This is a genomic window from Dickeya poaceiphila (assembly GCF_007858975.2).
In the GTDB taxonomy this organism is placed as follows: domain Bacteria; phylum Pseudomonadota; class Gammaproteobacteria; order Enterobacterales; family Enterobacteriaceae; genus Dickeya; species Dickeya poaceiphila.
Window position 1 is genome coordinate 2,987,722 of sequence record NZ_CP042220.2, and the last position, 17,547, is coordinate 3,005,268.

15 protein-coding genes and 1 other annotated feature are annotated in these 17,547 nt (G+C 52.5%); of the genes, 7 read left to right on the forward strand and 8 right to left on the reverse strand.

What is annotated here, in order from left to right:
- Window positions 1–50: 50 nt before the first annotated feature.
- The 6 genes from htpG to Dpoa569_RS13285 all read right to left on the reverse strand — a co-directional run bounded on the left by htpG (window position 51) and on the right by Dpoa569_RS13285 (window position 6,265).
- Window positions 51–1,934: a molecular chaperone HtpG gene (htpG, locus tag Dpoa569_RS13260; RefSeq protein ID WP_164837113.1), complete on the reverse strand. Its 1,884-nt coding sequence runs from the start codon at window positions 1,932–1,934 to the stop codon at window positions 51–53.
- Between the two features lie 160 nt (window positions 1,935–2,094).
- A complete protein-coding gene (gene recR / locus Dpoa569_RS13265) occupies window positions 2,095–2,700 on the reverse strand; it encodes a recombination mediator RecR (RefSeq protein WP_042869341.1) in 606 nt (201 codons plus the stop codon).
- Window positions 2,700–3,029, reverse strand: a complete 330-nt coding sequence (locus tag Dpoa569_RS13270) for a YbaB/EbfC family nucleoid-associated protein (RefSeq protein ID WP_016942050.1) — start codon at window positions 3,027–3,029, stop codon at window positions 2,700–2,702. Before Dpoa569_RS13270 ends, recR begins: the two co-directional genes overlap by 1 nt.
- Window positions 3,030–3,071: 42 nt before the next feature.
- On the reverse strand, window positions 3,072–5,087 hold the full coding sequence (gene dnaX / locus Dpoa569_RS13275; protein ID WP_042869339.1) for a DNA polymerase III subunit gamma/tau: 2,016 nt from the start codon (window positions 5,085–5,087) through the stop codon (window positions 3,072–3,074).
- Window positions 3,681–3,745, reverse strand: a sequence feature (DnaX frameshifting element). (Overlaps the previous gene by 65 nt.)
- Window positions 5,088–5,161: 74 nt before the next feature.
- Complete coding sequence (gene apt, locus Dpoa569_RS13280) at window positions 5,162–5,710, reverse strand: adenine phosphoribosyltransferase (protein WP_042869337.1); 549 nt, start codon at window positions 5,708–5,710, stop codon at window positions 5,162–5,164.
- A 186-nt stretch (window positions 5,711–5,896) separates the two neighbouring features.
- Complete coding sequence (locus Dpoa569_RS13285) at window positions 5,897–6,265, reverse strand: DUF454 family protein (protein ID WP_042869335.1); 369 nt, start codon at window positions 6,263–6,265, stop codon at window positions 5,897–5,899.
- Between the two features lie 119 nt (window positions 6,266–6,384).
- Here Dpoa569_RS13285 and miaE point away from each other — a divergent pair, with 119 nt between their 5' ends.
- The 3 genes from miaE to rsmS all read left to right on the forward strand — a co-directional run bounded on the left by miaE (window position 6,385) and on the right by rsmS (window position 7,987).
- On the forward strand, window positions 6,385–7,146 hold the full coding sequence (miaE, locus tag Dpoa569_RS13290) for a tRNA isopentenyl-2-thiomethyl-A-37 hydroxylase MiaE (RefSeq protein WP_042869333.1): 762 nt from the start codon (window positions 6,385–6,387) through the stop codon (window positions 7,144–7,146).
- Between the two features lie 64 nt (window positions 7,147–7,210).
- The gene (gene priC, locus Dpoa569_RS13295) at window positions 7,211–7,744 is read left to right on the forward strand and encodes a primosomal replication protein PriC (protein WP_042869331.1); all 534 of its coding nucleotides are present in this window, start codon (window positions 7,211–7,213) and stop codon (window positions 7,742–7,744) included.
- A 78-nt stretch (window positions 7,745–7,822) separates the two neighbouring features.
- On the forward strand, window positions 7,823–7,987 hold the full coding sequence (gene rsmS, locus Dpoa569_RS13300) for a pleiotropic regulatory protein RsmS (RefSeq protein WP_071604287.1): 165 nt from the start codon (window positions 7,823–7,825) through the stop codon (window positions 7,985–7,987).
- Window positions 7,988–8,062: 75 nt separating this feature from the next.
- Here rsmS and mscK read toward each other — a convergent pair whose 3' ends face one another.
- Together mscK and acrR are read right to left on the reverse strand one after the other, a co-directional pair.
- Window positions 8,063–11,449: a mechanosensitive channel MscK gene (gene mscK, locus Dpoa569_RS13305; protein WP_042869329.1), complete on the reverse strand. Its 3,387-nt coding sequence runs from the start codon at window positions 11,447–11,449 to the stop codon at window positions 8,063–8,065.
- 124 nt (window positions 11,450–11,573) lie between these two features.
- Entirely contained in the window at window positions 11,574–12,212 is a 639-nt protein-coding gene (acrR, locus tag Dpoa569_RS13310) for a multidrug efflux transporter transcriptional repressor AcrR (RefSeq protein WP_042869327.1), read from the reverse strand.
- Between the two features lie 142 nt (window positions 12,213–12,354).
- Here acrR and Dpoa569_RS13315 point away from each other — a divergent pair, with 142 nt between their 5' ends.
- From Dpoa569_RS13315 to ykgO, 4 genes are all read left to right on the forward strand, one after another.
- Window positions 12,355–13,548 carry an efflux RND transporter periplasmic adaptor subunit gene (locus tag Dpoa569_RS13315; protein ID WP_146411444.1) on the forward strand — a complete coding sequence of 398 codons (1,194 nt, stop codon included), beginning with the start codon at window positions 12,355–12,357 and terminating at the stop codon, window positions 13,546–13,548.
- 17 nt (window positions 13,549–13,565) lie between these two features.
- Window positions 13,566–16,712, forward strand: coding sequence for an efflux RND transporter permease subunit (locus Dpoa569_RS13320; protein WP_146411447.1), 3,147 nt, complete (start codon window positions 13,566–13,568; stop codon window positions 16,710–16,712).
- A gap of 179 nt (window positions 16,713–16,891) precedes the next feature.
- The gene (locus tag Dpoa569_RS13325; RefSeq protein WP_042869325.1) at window positions 16,892–17,143 is read left to right on the forward strand and encodes a type B 50S ribosomal protein L31; all 252 of its coding nucleotides are present in this window, start codon (window positions 16,892–16,894) and stop codon (window positions 17,141–17,143) included.
- Window positions 17,144–17,158: 15 nt separating this feature from the next.
- Window positions 17,159–17,302: a type B 50S ribosomal protein L36 gene (ykgO, locus tag Dpoa569_RS13330; protein WP_012770724.1), complete on the forward strand. Its 144-nt coding sequence runs from the start codon at window positions 17,159–17,161 to the stop codon at window positions 17,300–17,302.
- The last annotated feature ends 245 nt before the right edge of the window (window positions 17,303–17,547 follow it).

Below are 17,547 nucleotides of genomic sequence, written 5' to 3' on the forward strand. Positions count from 1 at the left end.
GCGCCCCGGCTAACCGGAGCGCCACATCGATTTACTCACTGGAATACGAATCAGGCGATCAGCAACTGATTCATACGGCGGATGAACTGGTTAGGATCTTCCAGTGTACCGCGCTCGGCAAACAGCGCCTGATCCAGCAGCAGCTCAACCCACTCACCGAACTGCGCCTGATCCTGCGTGTCGGCAGCGCGTTTCACCAGCGCATGTTCCGGATTCAATTCAAAGATGTACTTCACTTCCGGCGCCTGCTGGCCTGCGGCAGCAAACAACTTCGCCATCTGAGTGCTCATCTCGTTAGCATCGGTGGTGACAATCGCCGGAGTATCGGTCAGACGGTGAGTCAGGCGCACCTCTTTCACACGCTCGCCAAGCAGTGTCTTGACGCGCTCGACAAACGGCTCCAGCGCTTTTTCCGCTTCTTTCTGCGACTCGTTAGCTTCATCGGCCAGTTTGTCCAGTGACTTGTCAGCCTTGCTGACCGACTGGAACGATTTACCGTCAAACTCGGTCAGGTAGCTCATCATCCATTCGTCGATGCGATCAGAGAGCAGCAGTACTTCAATGCCTTTCTTGCGGAACAGTTCCAGATGCGGGCTGCTCTTAGCAGCGGCGTAGCTGTCGGCGGTGATGTAATAGATCTTGTCCTGACCTTCCACCATGCGGCTGATGTAGTCGTCGAGCGACACGGTCTGGGCATCACTATCATTATGAGTGGTGGCAAAACGCAGCAGTTTGGCGATAGCTTCACGATTACCACCATCTTCAGCCGGGCCTTCTTTCAGCACCAGGCCGAACTGACGCCAGAATGTCTGGTATTTTTCGCTATCATCTTTGGCCAGTTTTTCCAGCATCTGCAGTACACGCTTGGTCAGCGCAGTACGCAGGCTCTGCGTGACGCGGTTATCTTGCAGAATTTCGCGCGATACGTTGAGCGGCAGGTCGTTGGAGTCGATCAGTCCACGCACAAAACGCAGGTAGTTCGGCATGAACTGTTCAGCATCGTCCATAATGAACACACGCTGCACATACAATTTCAGTCCATGTTTGTGATCACGATTCCACATGTCCCAAGGGGCCTGTGAAGGAATATAGAGCAGGCTGGTGTATTCCTGCTTCCCTTCTACCCGGTTGTGGCTCCAGCTCAACGGGTTGGTGAAGTCATGGGCGATGTGCTTATAGAACTCGTTGTACTCATCATCGCTGATTTCAGACTTGCTTCGGGTCCACAGTGCCTGGGCTTTGTTGATTTTTTCCCAGGTGACGGTTTCTTCACCGCCCTCTTCTTCGCTTTCAGTACGGGATTCAATTTCCACCGGCAACGCGATATGGTCGGAATACTTGCTGATTACCGAACGTACGCGCCAGTTGTCGAGAAACTCATCTTCGCCTTCCCGCAGGTGCAGGGTAATTTCTGTACCGCGTTCCGCTCTGGCAATATCAGCAATGGTGTATTCACCTTCACCAGCAGATTCCCAGAACACCCCCTGTTCGGCGCTGGCGCCCGCGACACGGGTTTTCACCGTCACCTTATCGGCAACGATAAATGCGGAATAGAAACCGACCCCAAACTGGCCTATCAACTGACTATCTTTAGCCTGATCAGAGCCAAGAGACTCCAGAAACGCTTTGGTGCCGGATTTGGCAATAGTCCCCAGGTTGTCAATAACGTCATCGCGGCTCATGCCGATACCGTTGTCGCTAATGGTCAGGGTCCGTTTTTCCTTATCGATGGACACCCGAACACGCAACTCCCCATCACCTTCATACAGCTCCGACGCAGACAGCGCGCGAAAGCGCAATTTATCCGCCGCATCGGATGCGTTGGAGATCAATTCGCGCAGAAACACTTCTTTATTGGAATACAACGAATGGATCATCAGGTGCAGCAGTTGCTTTACTTCTGACTGGAAGCCACGGGTCTCTTGGCCTTTCATACTCATTATTACTTACCTCAATATGTATTTATTCAGGCTGACTTAACGGGGTATAAGCAACAAATGGGGATAAACCGATAAGGTTTCAAGAGGCAGCCTGCAATTGACGGTACGGACAGCACCGGGAGAGACAGAGGCCGCCGACCGACGGCCAGAGAAATCAGAAACGAATGGGATGACGCCCGGCCAGCGAGTGAGACAAGGTGGTGCCATCCACCATTTCCAGCTCGCCACCTACCGGTACGCCATGGGCGATACGGCTGGCCATGACGCCATGTTCGGCGCACAACTCGGCAATATAATTAGCTGTTGCATCACCTTCCACCGTCGGATTGGTCGCCAAAATCACTTCACTGATGGTTTCCGTCGCCAGACGTTCTTCCAGTCTATCCAGACCAATATCGCCGGGACCGATACCATCGAGCGGCGACAGATGCCCCATCAGCACAAAGTAGCGCCCGGCAAACTGCCCGGTCTGCTCAATGGCATGAATATCCGCCGGACTTTCCACTACACAAATCTGACCATTTTGCTGACGGCGTGGGTTGGCGCAAATAGTGCAAACGTCCTGCTCGGTAAAAGTCCGGCAGTCGGCGCAATGACCAATCTCTGACATGGCGCGGGTAAGCGCCTGCGCCAGACGCATACCGCCGCTGCGATCACGCTGCAACAGATGAAACGCCATGCGTTGCGCCGATTTTGGCCCCACGCCGGGTAAACAGCGCAGCGCCTCCATCAACGCCTCAAGAAGCGGGCTGGTTTGCATCAGAACGGCATCTTGAAGCCGGGCGGCAGCGGAATACCGCTGGAAACCGACGCCATTTTTTCCTGTTGGACTTCAGCGATACGGCGGGCCGCATCATTGAAGGCCGCAGCAATCAGGTCTTCCAACATCTCTTTATCGTCTTCCATCAGACTGGGGTCGATTTCAACGCGACGGCAGTTGTGAGCGCCATTAATCGTCACTTTCACCAGCCCAGCGCCCGACTCCCCGGTCACTTCCAGATTGGCGATCTCTTCCTGCGCTTTCTGCATTTTTTCCTGCATCTGCTGAGCTTGCTTCATCAGATTGCCTAAACCGCCTTTACCAAACATATCGCTCTCTCTACTACTTCGTGCTGCCGACAGGCAGCGGGGTTAAACAGGGCGGATACTCTCTTCATCCAGTTCCGCATCAAAGAAACGCCGTAGCGTTTGAATATTAGCATCAGCCATTATGGACTGGCGCGCCTGCGCCAGCTTCTCTTCATAAATGACCTGTCGCCACTCCAGCGGCGTACGGACCGCTGGCGTATCATCTTCAGTAATCGTCAGGCTGATAGCTCGACCATAGTGCGCTGCCAGCGCCTCCGACAGCGTTTTCTGCGCCGCCGCCGAATTCAGATGACGTTGCGAAGAGCGCAAGTGCAAGTGAATCACCCCCTCCTCCGGCATCTCTTTAAACGCATTAAGCGCCAGTTGCTGCACCAGTTTAGGCAGCGTCAAACGATCAATTTCCGCTGCCCAAGGATCACGCTCAATGGCTTCCACCGCCAGTCGCGCCGCCAGTTCCGGCGTTTTTTCATATTCCAGCGCCGAGCGCAACGCCTTAGGCGTGGTCACCGGTGTAACGTCAACTTGCTCAGTTTTCTTCTGTGCCCGCCAGCGGTAAGCCTCTTGCTTTTTCTGCTCTTCCTGTGCAACGGCTTTCGCCGCCATTTGCTGCTGACCACGCTCCGTCACTGAAGCCAGCCTCTCCAGTGCCGAGTTGACCGGCCGCGTTTTTCCTGACGCCGCCGGTTCAGTCTTTTTTGCGGGAGTATTTCCCTGCCGGTTCAACAACTGACTACGCGCCTGAAGCAGTTGCGCGGTCGCATCCGGCAAATTGTTCTCTGCTGCTGACGGTGCCGCCGGTTCGCTGTCCGTCGTCGGCGCACGATTGGCCACGGACTCACCACCGGATGCGGCTGGCATCATCCCAGCGGTTCGAACCGGTGACTGTGCAGGCGCCGCGTCACTGACTAGCGGAGTCTCGCTCATAGGTGCAGTGAGCGGCGCGCCAACCGGAACCGGCTCGGCGATCACCTGACCTGGATGAAACGCCAGCGCCCGCAACAGCGTCATTTCTACGCCCATTCGGCGATCCGGTGCGTACGGCAGCTCCTTACGCCCGACTAACAACGTCTGGTAATAGAGTTGTACCTCGGCAGGCGGGATCACCCGCGCCAACTCACGCAACCGGGGCGCGACCTGATTGTATTCGTCCCCCAACGCGGAAGGCAGCAACTGCAGCATGGCAATGCGATGCAGTAGCGTCAGGGTTTCCACCAACAACGCTTCCCAGTCAACGCCGCGTGCCGCCGCCTGCTCCATCTGCGCCATCACCCCAGCGCCATCGCCTTTCACCAGCGATTCGATCAACGCCAGCGGCTGCTCATCATCCAATGAACCCAGCATCTGGCTGACGGCAGCGGCGGTGACCTGACCTTGCCCCATAGCAATGGCCTGATCAGTCAGGCTTAGCGCATCACGCAAGCTGCCATCGGCAGCACGAGCCAGCAACTGCAATGCACGCGGCTCCGTAGCCAACTGTTCCTGCTCCAGCACATGCTGCAAATGTTGGCGAATCTGCTCGGCATCAAGCGCTTTAAGATGAAACTGTAGGCAGCGGGACAAAATAGTCACCGGCAGTTTTTGCGGATCGGTCGTTGCCAGCAGGAATTTCACGTGCGGCGGCGGCTCTTCCAACGTTTTCAACAATGCGTTGAAACTGTGGCGGGAGAGCATGTGCACTTCGTCGATCAGGTAAACCTTGAAGCGGCCACGAGCCGGAGCATATTGCACGTTATCCAGCAGATCACGGGTATCTTCCACTTTAGTGCGGGACGCCGCGTCAATCTCAATCAGATCGACAAAACGCCCTTGTTCTATTTCCCGGCAGGTATCGCACTGGCCGCAAGGCGTCGCCGTCACCCCCGTTTCGCAATTCAGCCCCTTCGCCAGCAAACGGGCGATAGTGGTCTTACCTACGCCCCGTGTACCGGAAAACAGGTAGGCATGGTGGATGCGGCCTAACGAAAGACCATTGGCCAACGCGGTCAGGACATGTTCCTGCCCTACAACATCAGCAAAGGTTTGGGGACGCCACTTACGGGCAAGAACCTGATAGCTCATCAATACCGCAACAGTTGAGTTATTGAGGAGGTGATGCTAACACAGTCTCGCCGCCATCGGCGAGACTGCCGTCATCAATGGCCGGGGAAATCGACCAGGCTGTAGCAGGTGATGCCCATGTTCTCAAGGCGCTGCTGTCCACCCAAGTCAAACAGATTGATAATAAAAGCGGCATCGGAAACCTGACCACTGAGGCGGCGAATCAATTTGACCGTCGCTTCGATCGTGCCGCCGGTCGCCAGCAGATCGTCTACCACCAACACCTTGTCGCTGGCGGTAATGGAATCGGCGTGAATTTCCAGCGTATCGCTGCCGTATTCCAGTTCGTAGCTTTCGCTCAACGTCGCACGCGGCAGTTTACCCGGTTTACGTACCGGAACAAAACCGACGCCCAGCGCCAATGCCACCGGCGCACCAAACAGGAAACCACGCGCTTCGGTACCGACGACTTTGGTAATGCCAGTGCCCTGATAGCGTTTAACCAGCATGTCGATGCTTGCCGCATAGGCCTGAGGATTCTCCAGCAGGCTGGTCACATCACGAAACAGTATGCCCGGTTTGGGATAATCCGGAATACTCTTGATACTGTTTTTAATCAATTCTGGCTGCTGAGTTGCGGTCATAATGTTGTGCCTGATAAAACCTTATATTCACTGAACACCGCCACGGCCTTTAACCATGCCGCCCGCTGGCGTTAACGGTTAACGATAAAAATACGGTGGCGGCTCGCGCACGAAAACGCTCAAATCTAGTCAAACTGACGGGCAAATGCAACTGGCCTGCACAGTTCTGCGCATTTTTATCGCGGGCTATTGCTTCGGATCAATAACCGGCAAACGCAGCATAAACGTCAGCAACACGGCCAGAATCACCAGCAACAGCCCCCGAACCCAGCTCACTTCCACCATCCACAATGACAAGGCGAAGGTAGCGACAATCACCAACACCGCTTTGGTTTTCACCCCCGGCGGCAATGCGCGATGCCGCTGCCAGTGACGCAAATAACTGCCAAACCAGGAACGGTACAGCAACCAGTCATGGAAACGCGGCGACGAGCGGGCAAAACACCATGCCGCCAACAACAAAAACGGCGTAGTCGGCAGCAACGGCAATACCACGCCCAGTGCCGCCAGCACCACCGCCAACCACCCCACGGTTATCAACACGACCCGATACATATCGTCTCCTTGTCTTCCCGGCCCTCATCAGCCTCCGGCAGCACAGCCCGGTTGACCCGATCACAATCCACATGAACCGTTGTATCATACCGCCACGTTAACTCAACCCGTCTCCGTACATGTTTGATCATTCCATCCTCGACCCGATTCATGCTTTTCTTCGCGCTGCCACACCAGATGAATGGATTAATGAAGCGCGCAAACCGGGAAACCTGCCCATACTGCTGCGCGATCACCTGCTGTGCGAATTGAAAGCAGCCCAGAGCGCCTTGTTTCTGCTCCGACGTTATGCGGTGGATCAGGAAATCCGGCACCAATTACAGGACTGGATTGCCCCGTATGAGAATTTCGCCTACCGGGGAGTGGGTGACATAAAGACACTCAAAGCGAGCGGACTGATTTCCCGCCAGATTACTGCACGCGCTGACTGCCACTATAGTCAGGACATGATCGATAAACTGGTGCTGTTGATCCGTGAAGAACTGCACCACTTTTATCAGGTGCTGGAAGTAATGGCGCAAAAAGGCATCGCCTATCAGAGCGTACCCGCCAGTCGTTATGCCAGCGGTATGACACAACACATGAAAACACATGAGCCGGATGCGCTGGTAGACAAGTTGATTATCGGCGCTTTTATCGAAGCGCGCTCCTGTGAACGCTTTGCCAGACTGGCACCATATCTGGAAGAATACGTACGCAAGTTCTATATTTCCCTGCTGCGCTCTGAATCACGCCACTATCAGGATTATCTGGCGCTGGCGGAACAGATTGCCGGTAAAGATATTCGCGCACGCATCGCTTTTTTTGCGCAAACAGAAGCGCTGTTGATTACCAGTCCGGATAACGATTTCAAATTCCACAGCGGCAAACCGGCGCACTGAACCGGCCCGTGTTCCACCTGCTGCGGTTTACGGATACCGCAGTCGACCTGATGGAGGAAACACCATGGAAACCCAGGCATTGCTAGCCGCACTGGCGCGCCAGATTGATACGCTGGCACAACATGTCGAACCGATCGCCGCGCGACAAGCGCCGCGATCACGTTTTGACCGCCAGTTATTCAGTTGTTACGGCACCCGGTTAGGCGATTATTTCGACGAGATTCGTCTTAACTACCAGCATTTGCAGCAATATGTACAGGAACAACGTCTGGATCGGGTCACGTTTATGGCAGAAAAATTGCTGGCGCAAATAACAGCCTTACAGCGGGAACTGGCGACTCAACCGTTGCGGGAACAAGAGCCTTCAATGCCGGCACCACAGGATCGATATCAGAAACTGGCGGAATATCAGGGCTATGAGCGTCGCCTGCTGGCAATGATTCAGGACAGGGAAAGCCTGCTGGCGTCCCAGAGCCAACTCAGCGAGCAGCAACGTTTGCAACGCGAGCTGGCTGCGCTGGAAGGCCGGCTGGCACGTTGCCGTCAGGCGCTCTCAAAACTGGAGCGCCAGATTGAACGTCAGGAACAGGGTTTTTAACCTTTCGTAACCCTCGTTCACTATTCTCTGCTATGTTTTAGAAAAAACGAAGCAGGCTCGGAGTGAGGTAGCAACATCATGTCTCTGGAAAATGAAACGCCAGACGTTAAGCTGGCGGTCGATCTCATTATGCTACTGGAAGAAAATCAGATTGCACCGGAGGTCGTGCTGGCGGCGCTGGAAATAGTGCGTCGGGATTACCAGCTAAAAGCTGACTCGCGCCCCCAACAAGCCTCAGTATGACGCTGGAGCAGCCTTCACGCTCCGGCGTCTGTTCTTTTACCCAATAACGTTGACAACGTTAGTTTTACCACGACGTTAATTATCAGGCTGCACCTCATTTCGCGGCTGAGCCAGCACGCGAGAGACTTCCTGTACTTCCTTGCCCTGCGGGTTATGCAGATAAACTTCCAGTTGGTTGAAAGCAATATCGATATTATTTTCACGACATAAGTGATCAATAGTGCGGTTCAACTCATCAACGGTATAGCTGCGATCACGCAGTTCACGTACATACAGACGCAGTTCATGCTCCAGCGAGCTCGCACCAAACGACAGGAAAAACACCTGTGGCTCAGGATCGATCATGACACGCGGGTTATCACGCGCAGCCTGCAACAATATCTCTTTGACCTTGTCCAGATCGGAACCATAGGCGACGCCAATACGGATCAATACACGCGTGATGGTATCTGACAGCGACCAGTTAATCAGTCGCTCGGTGACAAATGCCTTGTTGGGAATGATCACTTCTTTACGGTCAAAATCAGTAATTGTAGTGGCACGAATACGGATCTTGCTGACTGAACCGGAGAACGTGCCAATGGTAATGGTATCACCGATGCGCACTGGCCGTTCGAACAGGATAATCAAGCCCGACACAAAGTTGGCGAAAATCTCCTGCAAACCAAATCCCAACCCTACGGATAATGCCGCGACCAGCCATTGCAGCTTGTCCCAGGAAACGCCGAGCGAACTGAGCGACGTAACCGCACCGACAGTAGTAATCAAATAGGTCAGCACCGTGGTAATGGCATAAGAAGTGCCCTGCCGCAGTTGCAAACGCGAAAGCACCAGAACCTCCAGCAACCCCGGCAGGTTGCGGGTCATCACATAAGCCACGCCGCCAATCACCAACGCCACCAGCAGATTACCCAAGGTTACCGGTTGCAATACCGTGCCGCTGGCATTCGCCGTGCTGTAATGCCACAGCGTAATACTGTCCAGATAGGAGAATACCGTCACCAGGTCGGCCCAGATCCAGTAAAACGCACCGGAGAACGCCAAAAACAGCACCATCGTTGTCAGCCGCAAAGACTGCTGGCTGATCTGTTCTAACGCCAGCGGCGCTTCCGGCATCGGTTCACTGCCTTCCGCCCCTTCCTTGACCAGACTCTGGCGTCGCGCCACCGCACGGCGATAAGCCAGACGGCGTGCCGCAACGCTTAATCCACGGATAGTAGCGAAATAAACGATATTCCAGACGATCAGCAAATACAGGCTGTCAATCCAACGGCCAGCCAACCGTAGCGAAGTATAGAAAAACCCGTTCAGCATTAACCCGATCAGAAATAGCGGCATGGCAGCCATCATCGTCACCACGATCAGCTGCACCGTATGACGTTCTTTTTCTCGCCAGCAGTCACGACATACCGGAAATACCAGAATGGTCAGCAGCAACAGGTTACAAACGATAATTATCTGCCCAATGGCATCGTCCACCAGATATAACGGTGCTTTCTCACCTACCACCGACCAGAACATCAGCGGCAGCAGCGCACCACCAAGTCGCAGCGTCTGACGCTGATAATGTGCGCAACGGGATGCCGGAATATTGAAGTGGCGCTCGCTCAGGCTCCCAGGTTTGAGGCTAAACCAGGCGGTGGCGAAAACGGCCCAGAACAATGCCAGATGTTCACTTAACAGCCAGGCAAAATTACTGATTTGACTATCGGCCCGTTTCAGCCATAACCCCAACGACAGTATTACCAGCACGCCCGGTAAGGTGTTCAAAATCAACAACAGAATGGCTTTTGGTGTGTGTAACTGGCTATCGCGCTTGAGTTGCCCGACATCTTCCGCCAGTTTCCCCATATAAGTATCGATACTTTTACGCCGCCACCGCAGCAGACCGACAATCAACAGCGTCGGAATGATCAGCACCAGCGAATCCATGAATCCCTGACGTAACTGCCCGCCTTTCAGATTGAAATGCAGGTTTTTTACCTGCTGTTTCAAGGTCGATGGCAGCTCTTTCAGCCAGTTCCAATCCATCGGTTTATTACTGCTAACCCAGAAAATCTGCTGGGTCAGAGTACGTTGCAGCGAATCGTTCACGCTCATCAGTTGCTGGCGGCTTATTTGCAGGTTGATAGCCAGCATCAGTTGGTTACCGAGTTGTTTATTAAGCTGATCGAGCAATTCACGGCGCATATCCAGAATCTGCTCCAGCGCATCAGTCACCTCGGCATCTACTTTGGCATTGCTGCGCGTGACCAGTTGCTGAATATATTCATCACCACGAAACAGCACATCACGTTGCTGGTTAATATCGAACTGCTCCAGACGCAGATCGGCGATCTGCGTACTGATATTGCCCATCGCGTCAGCCGATGGCAGGTTTTGCTGTTGCTGGTAAAGAATACGCGACAACAACAAGCTGCCTTTTAACACCGTAATCTGCTCTTTCAGGTTGCGTTCTGACTGTGTGGCCCGATCCAGCCAGTTTTTTACCTGAATGCTCTCCTGAACCAGTGTATTACCAGCTTCCGTCGCCTTGATTAAACGCTGGCTGAGTTGACGATTCGTCTCCATTTCCGCTTTAACCAGCGGGTTTTCCTGAATACGCTGTAACTCATCCGAATTTTGCGCCTCTTTGGCCGTTTTTTCCGATAGATTCAGACGTTTGTTGTTAATTATTCCTTGCAACGTCTGCACCATGTGTTCCAGTTGGCCTATCTGTGCAGCGGTATAATCACGCTGTTTTTGCAACAGATCCTGCAAGGTGGTATTCACTTCCAGGCTTTTACGCTGTTGCTCCATTTGCAGCCCGACCAGCGTCTGCTCCGCCTGCAACATTATCTGCTGGCTTGGCCGTAACGGCTCCAGTGACGGGTCAAGTCCGCTGAGCTGGGTGCGCAGTTGCTGACTGCGCTGAGAAGCAGAATATAACGCGCTCTGTACCCGTTCAGGCTGAGTTTGGAGTGAAATCAACTGGCTATTGTAAGTAGACAGGTTTTCCTGTGCGGACTGCAGGTCGTCCAGCGCTTCATTAAGGCGGGCTTCCAGTTGTTTTAGTGATAGCGATTCCAGCGCTTGCTGAGACACCTGTGCCGCCCCACCCAATGACACCAGATCTTCATTTACCTGCTTGAGTTTGGCCGGTGCCTGCGCCGCCTGCTGCTTCAGTTGGTTGGTTTCCTGCCGGACGCGATCAATAGAATCCAGTACATCCAGAGTCTGAGTGAGATCCTGCTGGGTCAGTTTATCTACCGAGGTCAGGCTCTTCTGCCTGTTGAGGGTATCAAGACGATTTTGGATCTCAGCGCGGGTCGGCAAATCGTTGCCAGCGGCAAACGTAGACCATAACGGCGCCATTCCAAACAAAAACACCCAGACGTAAGGCAAGCGGCAGCGAACACATTTATCAAGAAAAGAACGAAAAAGAACGGCAAACAAACCAGAAACGGTGAAACAGCGGCTCATAATGCATCATCAGTTTTACAAAGATGGCGCAGTCTATCATGTCTGCTGAAAGACAAGGTATGTCAGGCTGTATTTCTGCGTATCGAATGTTGAGCCTTACTTACAGTGCTCATACACTCGTGTATCAATCACTTTGGCGTAAGGCCGGGCTGGTACGCAACATATCGATAAGTCCGTCAACCAGATACGGCGCTTCATTTTGCAGGTCAAAGCTTTCCGGCAGGAACAACCAGTTTTCCATAATCCCCGACAGATAAGCACGCATAACTACTGCTGCGCGCCGTGGATTAACGTCCATCGGCAGCATCCCTTTCTGAATACAGTTTGTCAGCGAGGTTTCTATTTTATCGTAGCAATCAAAGTACAAATCTTTGCGGGCATTGAAGGTTGGCAGTAATTCGCCAACAAACTCACACTTATGGAAAATGATCTCCATCATCGAGCGCCACTCGGCATCGAATTCGGTCAATTTCAGCATATAAATTAGCAATTCTCTGAGCACATGCAGTGGATCATCAGGAAATTTTGCCTGATACTCAGCTTCGAAATCAGAAATTTTGGCTTCTGATCTCGCCCATATCTCATCAAATAGTTCAGCTTTGTTTTTAAAGTGCCAATAAATAGCACCTCGAGTCACGCCGGCAGCAACCGCAATATCGGACAATGATGTTGAGAAAACACCACGCTCGGAGAATAGACGCATTGCCGCGTCCATAATCTGGCATTTGGTCTCATGAGCCTGTTGTTTGGTTTTTCGTGCCATAGCGCTGACTTTCAAGAGATGTGAGATTTACATACATTCACGGATGTATGTAACATAGCACGAACCTGAATTTATCGCAGCAATGGGTTTAATAGCGTGTGATCCATTGGTCAATTAAAAATCGGATACTTGGGGTTTATCTATGAATAAAAACAGAAGGCTTACGCCTCTGGCAACAATGCTGATGCTTTCTGGCGGCCTCGTACTCACAGGATGTGACAATCAGGCCTCTCAAGGGGGTGCCCATCAGGGGGGCGCACCGGAAGTCGGCATCGTTACGATAAAATCACAAACTCTGAATATCACCACGGAACTGCCGGGACGCACCAGCGCCTATCGTATTGCCGAAGTACGCCCTCAGGTAAATGGTATTATTCTGAAGCGTAACTTTGTTGAAGGCAGCGATGTCAAAGTGGGTACATCGCTGTATCAGATCGATCCGGCAACCTACCAGGCCCAGTACAACAACGCCAAGGCTGCCCTGTCTCAGGCTCAGGCGAATGCTGAAATTGCACAGTTGACGGTTAATCGCTACAAACCGCTGCTCGGCACTAATTACGTCAGTAAGCAGGATTACGATCAGGCCGTTGCGACGGCACGTCAGACTGAAGCCTCAGTCGCAGCCGCCAAAGCCACACTCGACAGCGCCCAGATCAACCTGAACTATACGCGCGTAACAGCCCCTATTACCGGTCGGGTAGGAAAATCCACCGTGACAGAAGGGGCGCTGGTGGCTAATGGGCAGACGACAGCGATGACGACAATCCAGCAGTTGGACCCGATCTATGTCGATGTCACTCAGTCCAGTAACGATTTCCTGCGTCTGAAAAAAGAACTGGAAAACGGTACCCTGCAACAAACCAATGGCAAAGCCAACGTCCAGTTGACGATGGATAACGGTACCCATTACAACCAGACCGGGACGCTGGAATTCTCCGACGTCACTGTCGATGAAACCACAGGCTCCATTACACTGCGTGCCGTATTCCCGAACCCGGATCACAACCTGCTGCCAGGTATGTTTGTTCGTGCACAGATAGATTCAGGTGTGAATCCCAACGCAATTCTGGTGCCACAGCTGGGAGTCAGCCGCACACCACGTGGCGATGCCACTGTGATGGTGGTCGGAGCTGGCGACAAGGTAGAGGTCCATCCTATTACTACCGGCCAGGCTATCGGCGACCAATGGCTGGTAACCTCAGGCGTTAAGCCGGGTGACCGCATCATCGTGACAGGCCTGCAAAAAGTCAGACCGGGTATGCAGGTAAAAGTGCAGGAAGCGACCGCAGGCAATGCGCAACAGCCGCAACCGCAGTCCCAACCCGCTAAGTCTTAACAGGGAGCCGGTAATCCATGGCCAAGTTTTTCATAGATCGCCCGATTTTTGCCTGGGTCATCGCCATTATGGTGATGCTCACCGGGACACTGGCAATCCTGAAGTTGCCTATTGCGCAGTACCCGACGATAGCTCCACCTGCGGTTCAGATCACCGCAAACTATCCAGGCGCTGATGCGAAAACCCTGCAGGATACCGTCACACAGGTGATCGAGCAGAACATGAACGGGATCGACAAGTTACTGTATATGTCTTCTAACAGTGACTCGTCCGGCACCGTACAGATCACACTGACGTTTGATGCTGACGCCAACCCAGACATCGCGCAGGTACAAGTACAGAACAAACTGCAACTGGCAATGCCGCTGTTGCCGCAGGAAGTGCAGCAACAAGGCGTTAGCGTGCAAAAATCCAGCAGCAGTTTCCTGATGGTGCTTGGTTTTGTCAGCGATAACAATAACGTGACCCAGCAGGATATCGCGGACTTTGTCGGCGCCAGCATCAAAGATCCTATCAGTCGCGTACGTGGTGTAGGCGACACGCAGTTGTTTGGTGCGCAATACGCCATGCGCATCTGGCTGGACCCAGACAAACTGAACAATTACCAGCTGACCACCAGCGATGTTATCTCAGCGATTCAGGTACAGAATAACCAGATTGCTGCTGGTCAGTTGGGCGGTACACCACCGGTTCCCGGCCAGAAACTGAATGCGTCCATTATTGCGCAGACCCGACTGAATTCGCCGGAGCAGTTCGGTAAGATTCTGTTGAAAGTTAATCAGGACGGCTCGCAAGTTCGCCTGAATAACGTTGCCCGCATCGAACTTGGCGGTGAAAGCTACAACGTTATTGCACGTTATAATGGCCGCCCTGCTGCTGGCCTGGGGATTAAACTTGCCACAGGCGCCAATGCGTTAGATACCGCGGCAGCGCTAAAAGCAGAAATCGCCAAACTGGAACCGACGTTCCCGGCCGGGCTGAAGGTGGTGTATCCGTATGACACGACGCCGTTCGTAAAAATCTCCATTTACGAGGTGGTGAAAACACTGCTGGAAGCCATCGTGCTGGTGTTCGTGGTGATGTATCTGTTCTTGCAGAATTTCCGTGCCACGCTGATTCCCACTATTGCCGTCCCCGTGGTACTGCTTGGAACCTTCGCTATTCTGTCCGCCTTCGGCTATTCGATTAACACCTTGACCATGTTCGCTATGGTACTGGCCATCGGCCTATTGGTGGATGATGCCATCGTCGTAGTGGAAAACGTGGAACGTGTCATGGCGGAAGAAGGATTGCCGCCCAAAGAAGCCACACGTAAATCCATGGGACAGATTCAGGGCGCGCTGGTCGGTATCGCGCTGGTGCTGTCCGCAGTATTCATACCCATGGCGTTTTCCGGCGGTTCAACCGGCGCTATCTACCGCCAGTTTTCCGTCACCATCGTGTCTTCCATGGTGCTGTCGGTACTGGTTGCATTGATCCTGACGCCGGCGCTGTGTGCAACTATCCTGAAACCTATCGCTAACCATGGCGAGAAAAAAGGTGTTTTCGGATGGTTCAACCGCCTGTTCGACAAGAGCACCCATCACTACACCAGCAGTGTTGCGAATATCCTGCGCAGCACTGGCCGCTACGTCGTGTTATATCTGATTATTGTTCTGGTTCTGGCTTTTGGATTTACCCGTGTGCCAAGCTCCTTCCTGCCTCAGGAGGATCAGGGCGTATTGCTGACAATGGTGCAACTGCCGGTAGGATCCACCCAGGAAAGCACGCAGAAAGTGCTTGATAAGGTGAATGATTACTACCTGAAAAACGAAAAAGAAAACGTTAAATCGGTCTTTACCGTTAACGGCTTCGGCTTCGCTGGTCGCGGCCAGAACATGGGTATCGCTTTCGCCAGCCTGAAAGACTGGGATGAACGAAGCGGTGCTGCCAATAAAGTCGATGCGATTATCGGTCGTGCTTTTGGCGCCCTCTCCCAAATCAAGGAAGCGATAGTTATCCCGTTCAACATACCAGCAATCGTTGAACTCGGTACTGCTAGTGGTTTTGACTTTGAACTGATCGATCAAAACAACCTCGGCCACGATAAGCTAATGGCTGCTCGTAACCAACTGCTGGGAATGATCGCTCAACATCCCGATACGCTGGTACGTGTCCGTCCCAACGGGATGGAAGATATGCCGCAATACCGGCTTGAGATCGATCAGGAAAAAGCACAATCGCTCGGTGTATCGATTTCGACTATTAATGCCACACTCACTACTGCGCTTGGAGGTTCTTACGTCAATGACTTCATTGATCGCGGCAGGGTGAAAAAAGTATACGTTCAGGCTGAAGCCAAATTCCGTATGCTGCCCAGCGATATCCAAAAATGGTATGTCCGTGGCGCCTCAGGTCAGATGGTCCCGTTCTCGGCTTTTGCTTCTGCACGTTGGGAATACGGTTCGCCACGCCTGGAGCGTTATAACGGTCTACCGGCAGTAGAACTGGTGGGTGAAGCAGCTCCCGGTAAGAGTACGGGTGAAGCCATGGCGCTGATGGAACAACTGGCGTCTCAATTACCGCCGGGGATCGGATTCGACTGGACTGGCATGTCCTATCAGGAACGACTGGCAGGTAACCAGGCACCGGCGCTGATTATTATCTCCGCCATTGTGGTATTCCTGTGTCTGGCTGCACTTTATGAAAGCTGGTCAATCCCCTTCTCTGTTATGCTGGTTGTCCCACTCGGCGTGTTTGGCGCGGTGATGGCAGCAGGCATACGTGGTATGGAAAATGACGTCTACTTCAAGGTAGGTCTGCTGACAACCATCGGCTTATCCGCCAAGAACGCTATCTTGATCGTCGAGTTCGCTAAGGATTTGATGGAAAAAGAAGGAAAAGGCTTGGTCGAGGCCACGCTGGATGCCGTGCGTATGCGTTTGCGACCAATTCTGATGACATCACTGGCGTTCATTCTGGGCGTGGTGCCGCTGGTTATCAGCAGTGGTGCAGGCTCTGGCGCGCAGAACGCGGTTGGTACCGGTGTAATGGGCGGGATGATTACCGCTACCGTACTGGCTATCTACTTCGTACCAGTGTTCTTTGTGGTGGTACGTCGCCGCTTCAGCAAAAAGAAAGAAACGGACGAATCACACCGCGAGCACTCGCAGCCCAATCACTAACACATTACTTTTCTTCAAAAGGCCGCTTTGCGGCCTTTTTTTTCAAGCGTTTTTTCAGATGTCAGGCACGCCCCTTGCAATTTCACTCACCTTACATCTCCTTGCAAACCATAGCGTTGATTATCACGCTAAAAAAGCGCACAATTAAGTTATGTTATAACATAACAAATGAGGCGATTATGAAAGCGAACATTCATCCTCACTACCGTCCTGTTCTGTTTCACGATACGAGTGAGAATGTGTTTTATAAAATTGGGTCTACGATCAAAACTGATAGAACCTACGAGTACGAAGGCGAAATCTACCCTTACGTCACTATCGACGTCTCTTCTGCCTCTCATCCTTATTATACCGGCAAACAAAAAGAATACGCCAAAGAGGGGAGCGCAGCGCGTTTCCAACAGCGTTTCGGTCGCTTTCTGAAATCATAATATGAGGAATTATTCATGCAGGTATTAAGCTCTCTGCGCAGCGCCAAAACACGTCACAAAGACTGCATCGTGGTCAAACGACGGGGTCGTGTCTATGTCATCTGTAAAACCAATCCACGTTTCAATGCCGTGCAGGGCAGGAAAAAGAAAAAACGTTAATTATTATTAGAAGAAAAATTATTGGAAGGTGCGCATTACCGCACCTTCCTTAACCAAAAAACAAAATCCCCTTTAAAAACAAAATGATAAAATAATTACTTTCTCATCCATCCAGAATCTTTACAAATAAAGACAAACCAGAAAGATTAATTAACACAGTGATTCTTGCTAACGCCAAAAAAAATTAAATATACTTGTGTCAAATGTCGATAAATATATCAAGGCTCACTGGAAGCAGCCCATCA

Excerpts from the sequence above, each read along its gene's own strand:
- ykgO (WP_012770724.1), top strand. The coding sequence starts at position 17,159 with ATGCAGGTATTAAGCTCTCTGCGCAGCGCCAAAACACGTCACAAAGAC.
- Dpoa569_RS13320 (WP_146411447.1), top strand. The coding sequence starts at position 13,566 with ATGGCCAAGTTTTTCATAGATCGCCCGATTTTTGCCTGGGTCATCGCC.
- priC (WP_042869331.1), top strand. The coding sequence starts at position 7,211 with ATGGAAACCCAGGCATTGCTAGCCGCACTGGCGCGCCAGATTGATACG.
- miaE (WP_042869333.1), top strand. The coding sequence starts at position 6,385 with ATGTTTGATCATTCCATCCTCGACCCGATTCATGCTTTTCTTCGCGCT.
- Dpoa569_RS13270 (WP_016942050.1), bottom strand. The coding sequence starts at position 3,029 with ATGTTTGGTAAAGGCGGTTTAGGCAATCTGATGAAGCAAGCTCAGCAG.
- rsmS (WP_071604287.1), top strand. The coding sequence starts at position 7,823 with ATGTCTCTGGAAAATGAAACGCCAGACGTTAAGCTGGCGGTCGATCTC.
- Dpoa569_RS13315 (WP_146411444.1), top strand. The coding sequence starts at position 12,355 with ATGAATAAAAACAGAAGGCTTACGCCTCTGGCAACAATGCTGATGCTT.
- Dpoa569_RS13285 (WP_042869335.1), bottom strand. The coding sequence starts at position 6,265 with ATGTATCGGGTCGTGTTGATAACCGTGGGGTGGTTGGCGGTGGTGCTG.
- htpG (WP_164837113.1), bottom strand. The coding sequence starts at position 1,934 with ATGAAAGGCCAAGAGACCCGTGGCTTCCAGTCAGAAGTAAAGCAACTG.
- mscK (WP_042869329.1), bottom strand. The coding sequence starts at position 11,449 with ATGAGCCGCTGTTTCACCGTTTCTGGTTTGTTTGCCGTTCTTTTTCGT.
- dnaX (WP_042869339.1), bottom strand. The coding sequence starts at position 5,087 with ATGAGCTATCAGGTTCTTGCCCGTAAGTGGCGTCCCCAAACCTTTGCT.
- Dpoa569_RS13325 (WP_042869325.1), top strand. The coding sequence starts at position 16,892 with ATGAAAGCGAACATTCATCCTCACTACCGTCCTGTTCTGTTTCACGAT.
- apt (WP_042869337.1), bottom strand. The coding sequence starts at position 5,710 with ATGACCGCAACTCAGCAGCCAGAATTGATTAAAAACAGTATCAAGAGT.
- recR (WP_042869341.1), bottom strand. The coding sequence starts at position 2,700 with ATGCAAACCAGCCCGCTTCTTGAGGCGTTGATGGAGGCGCTGCGCTGT.
- acrR (WP_042869327.1), bottom strand. The coding sequence starts at position 12,212 with ATGGCACGAAAAACCAAACAACAGGCTCATGAGACCAAATGCCAGATT.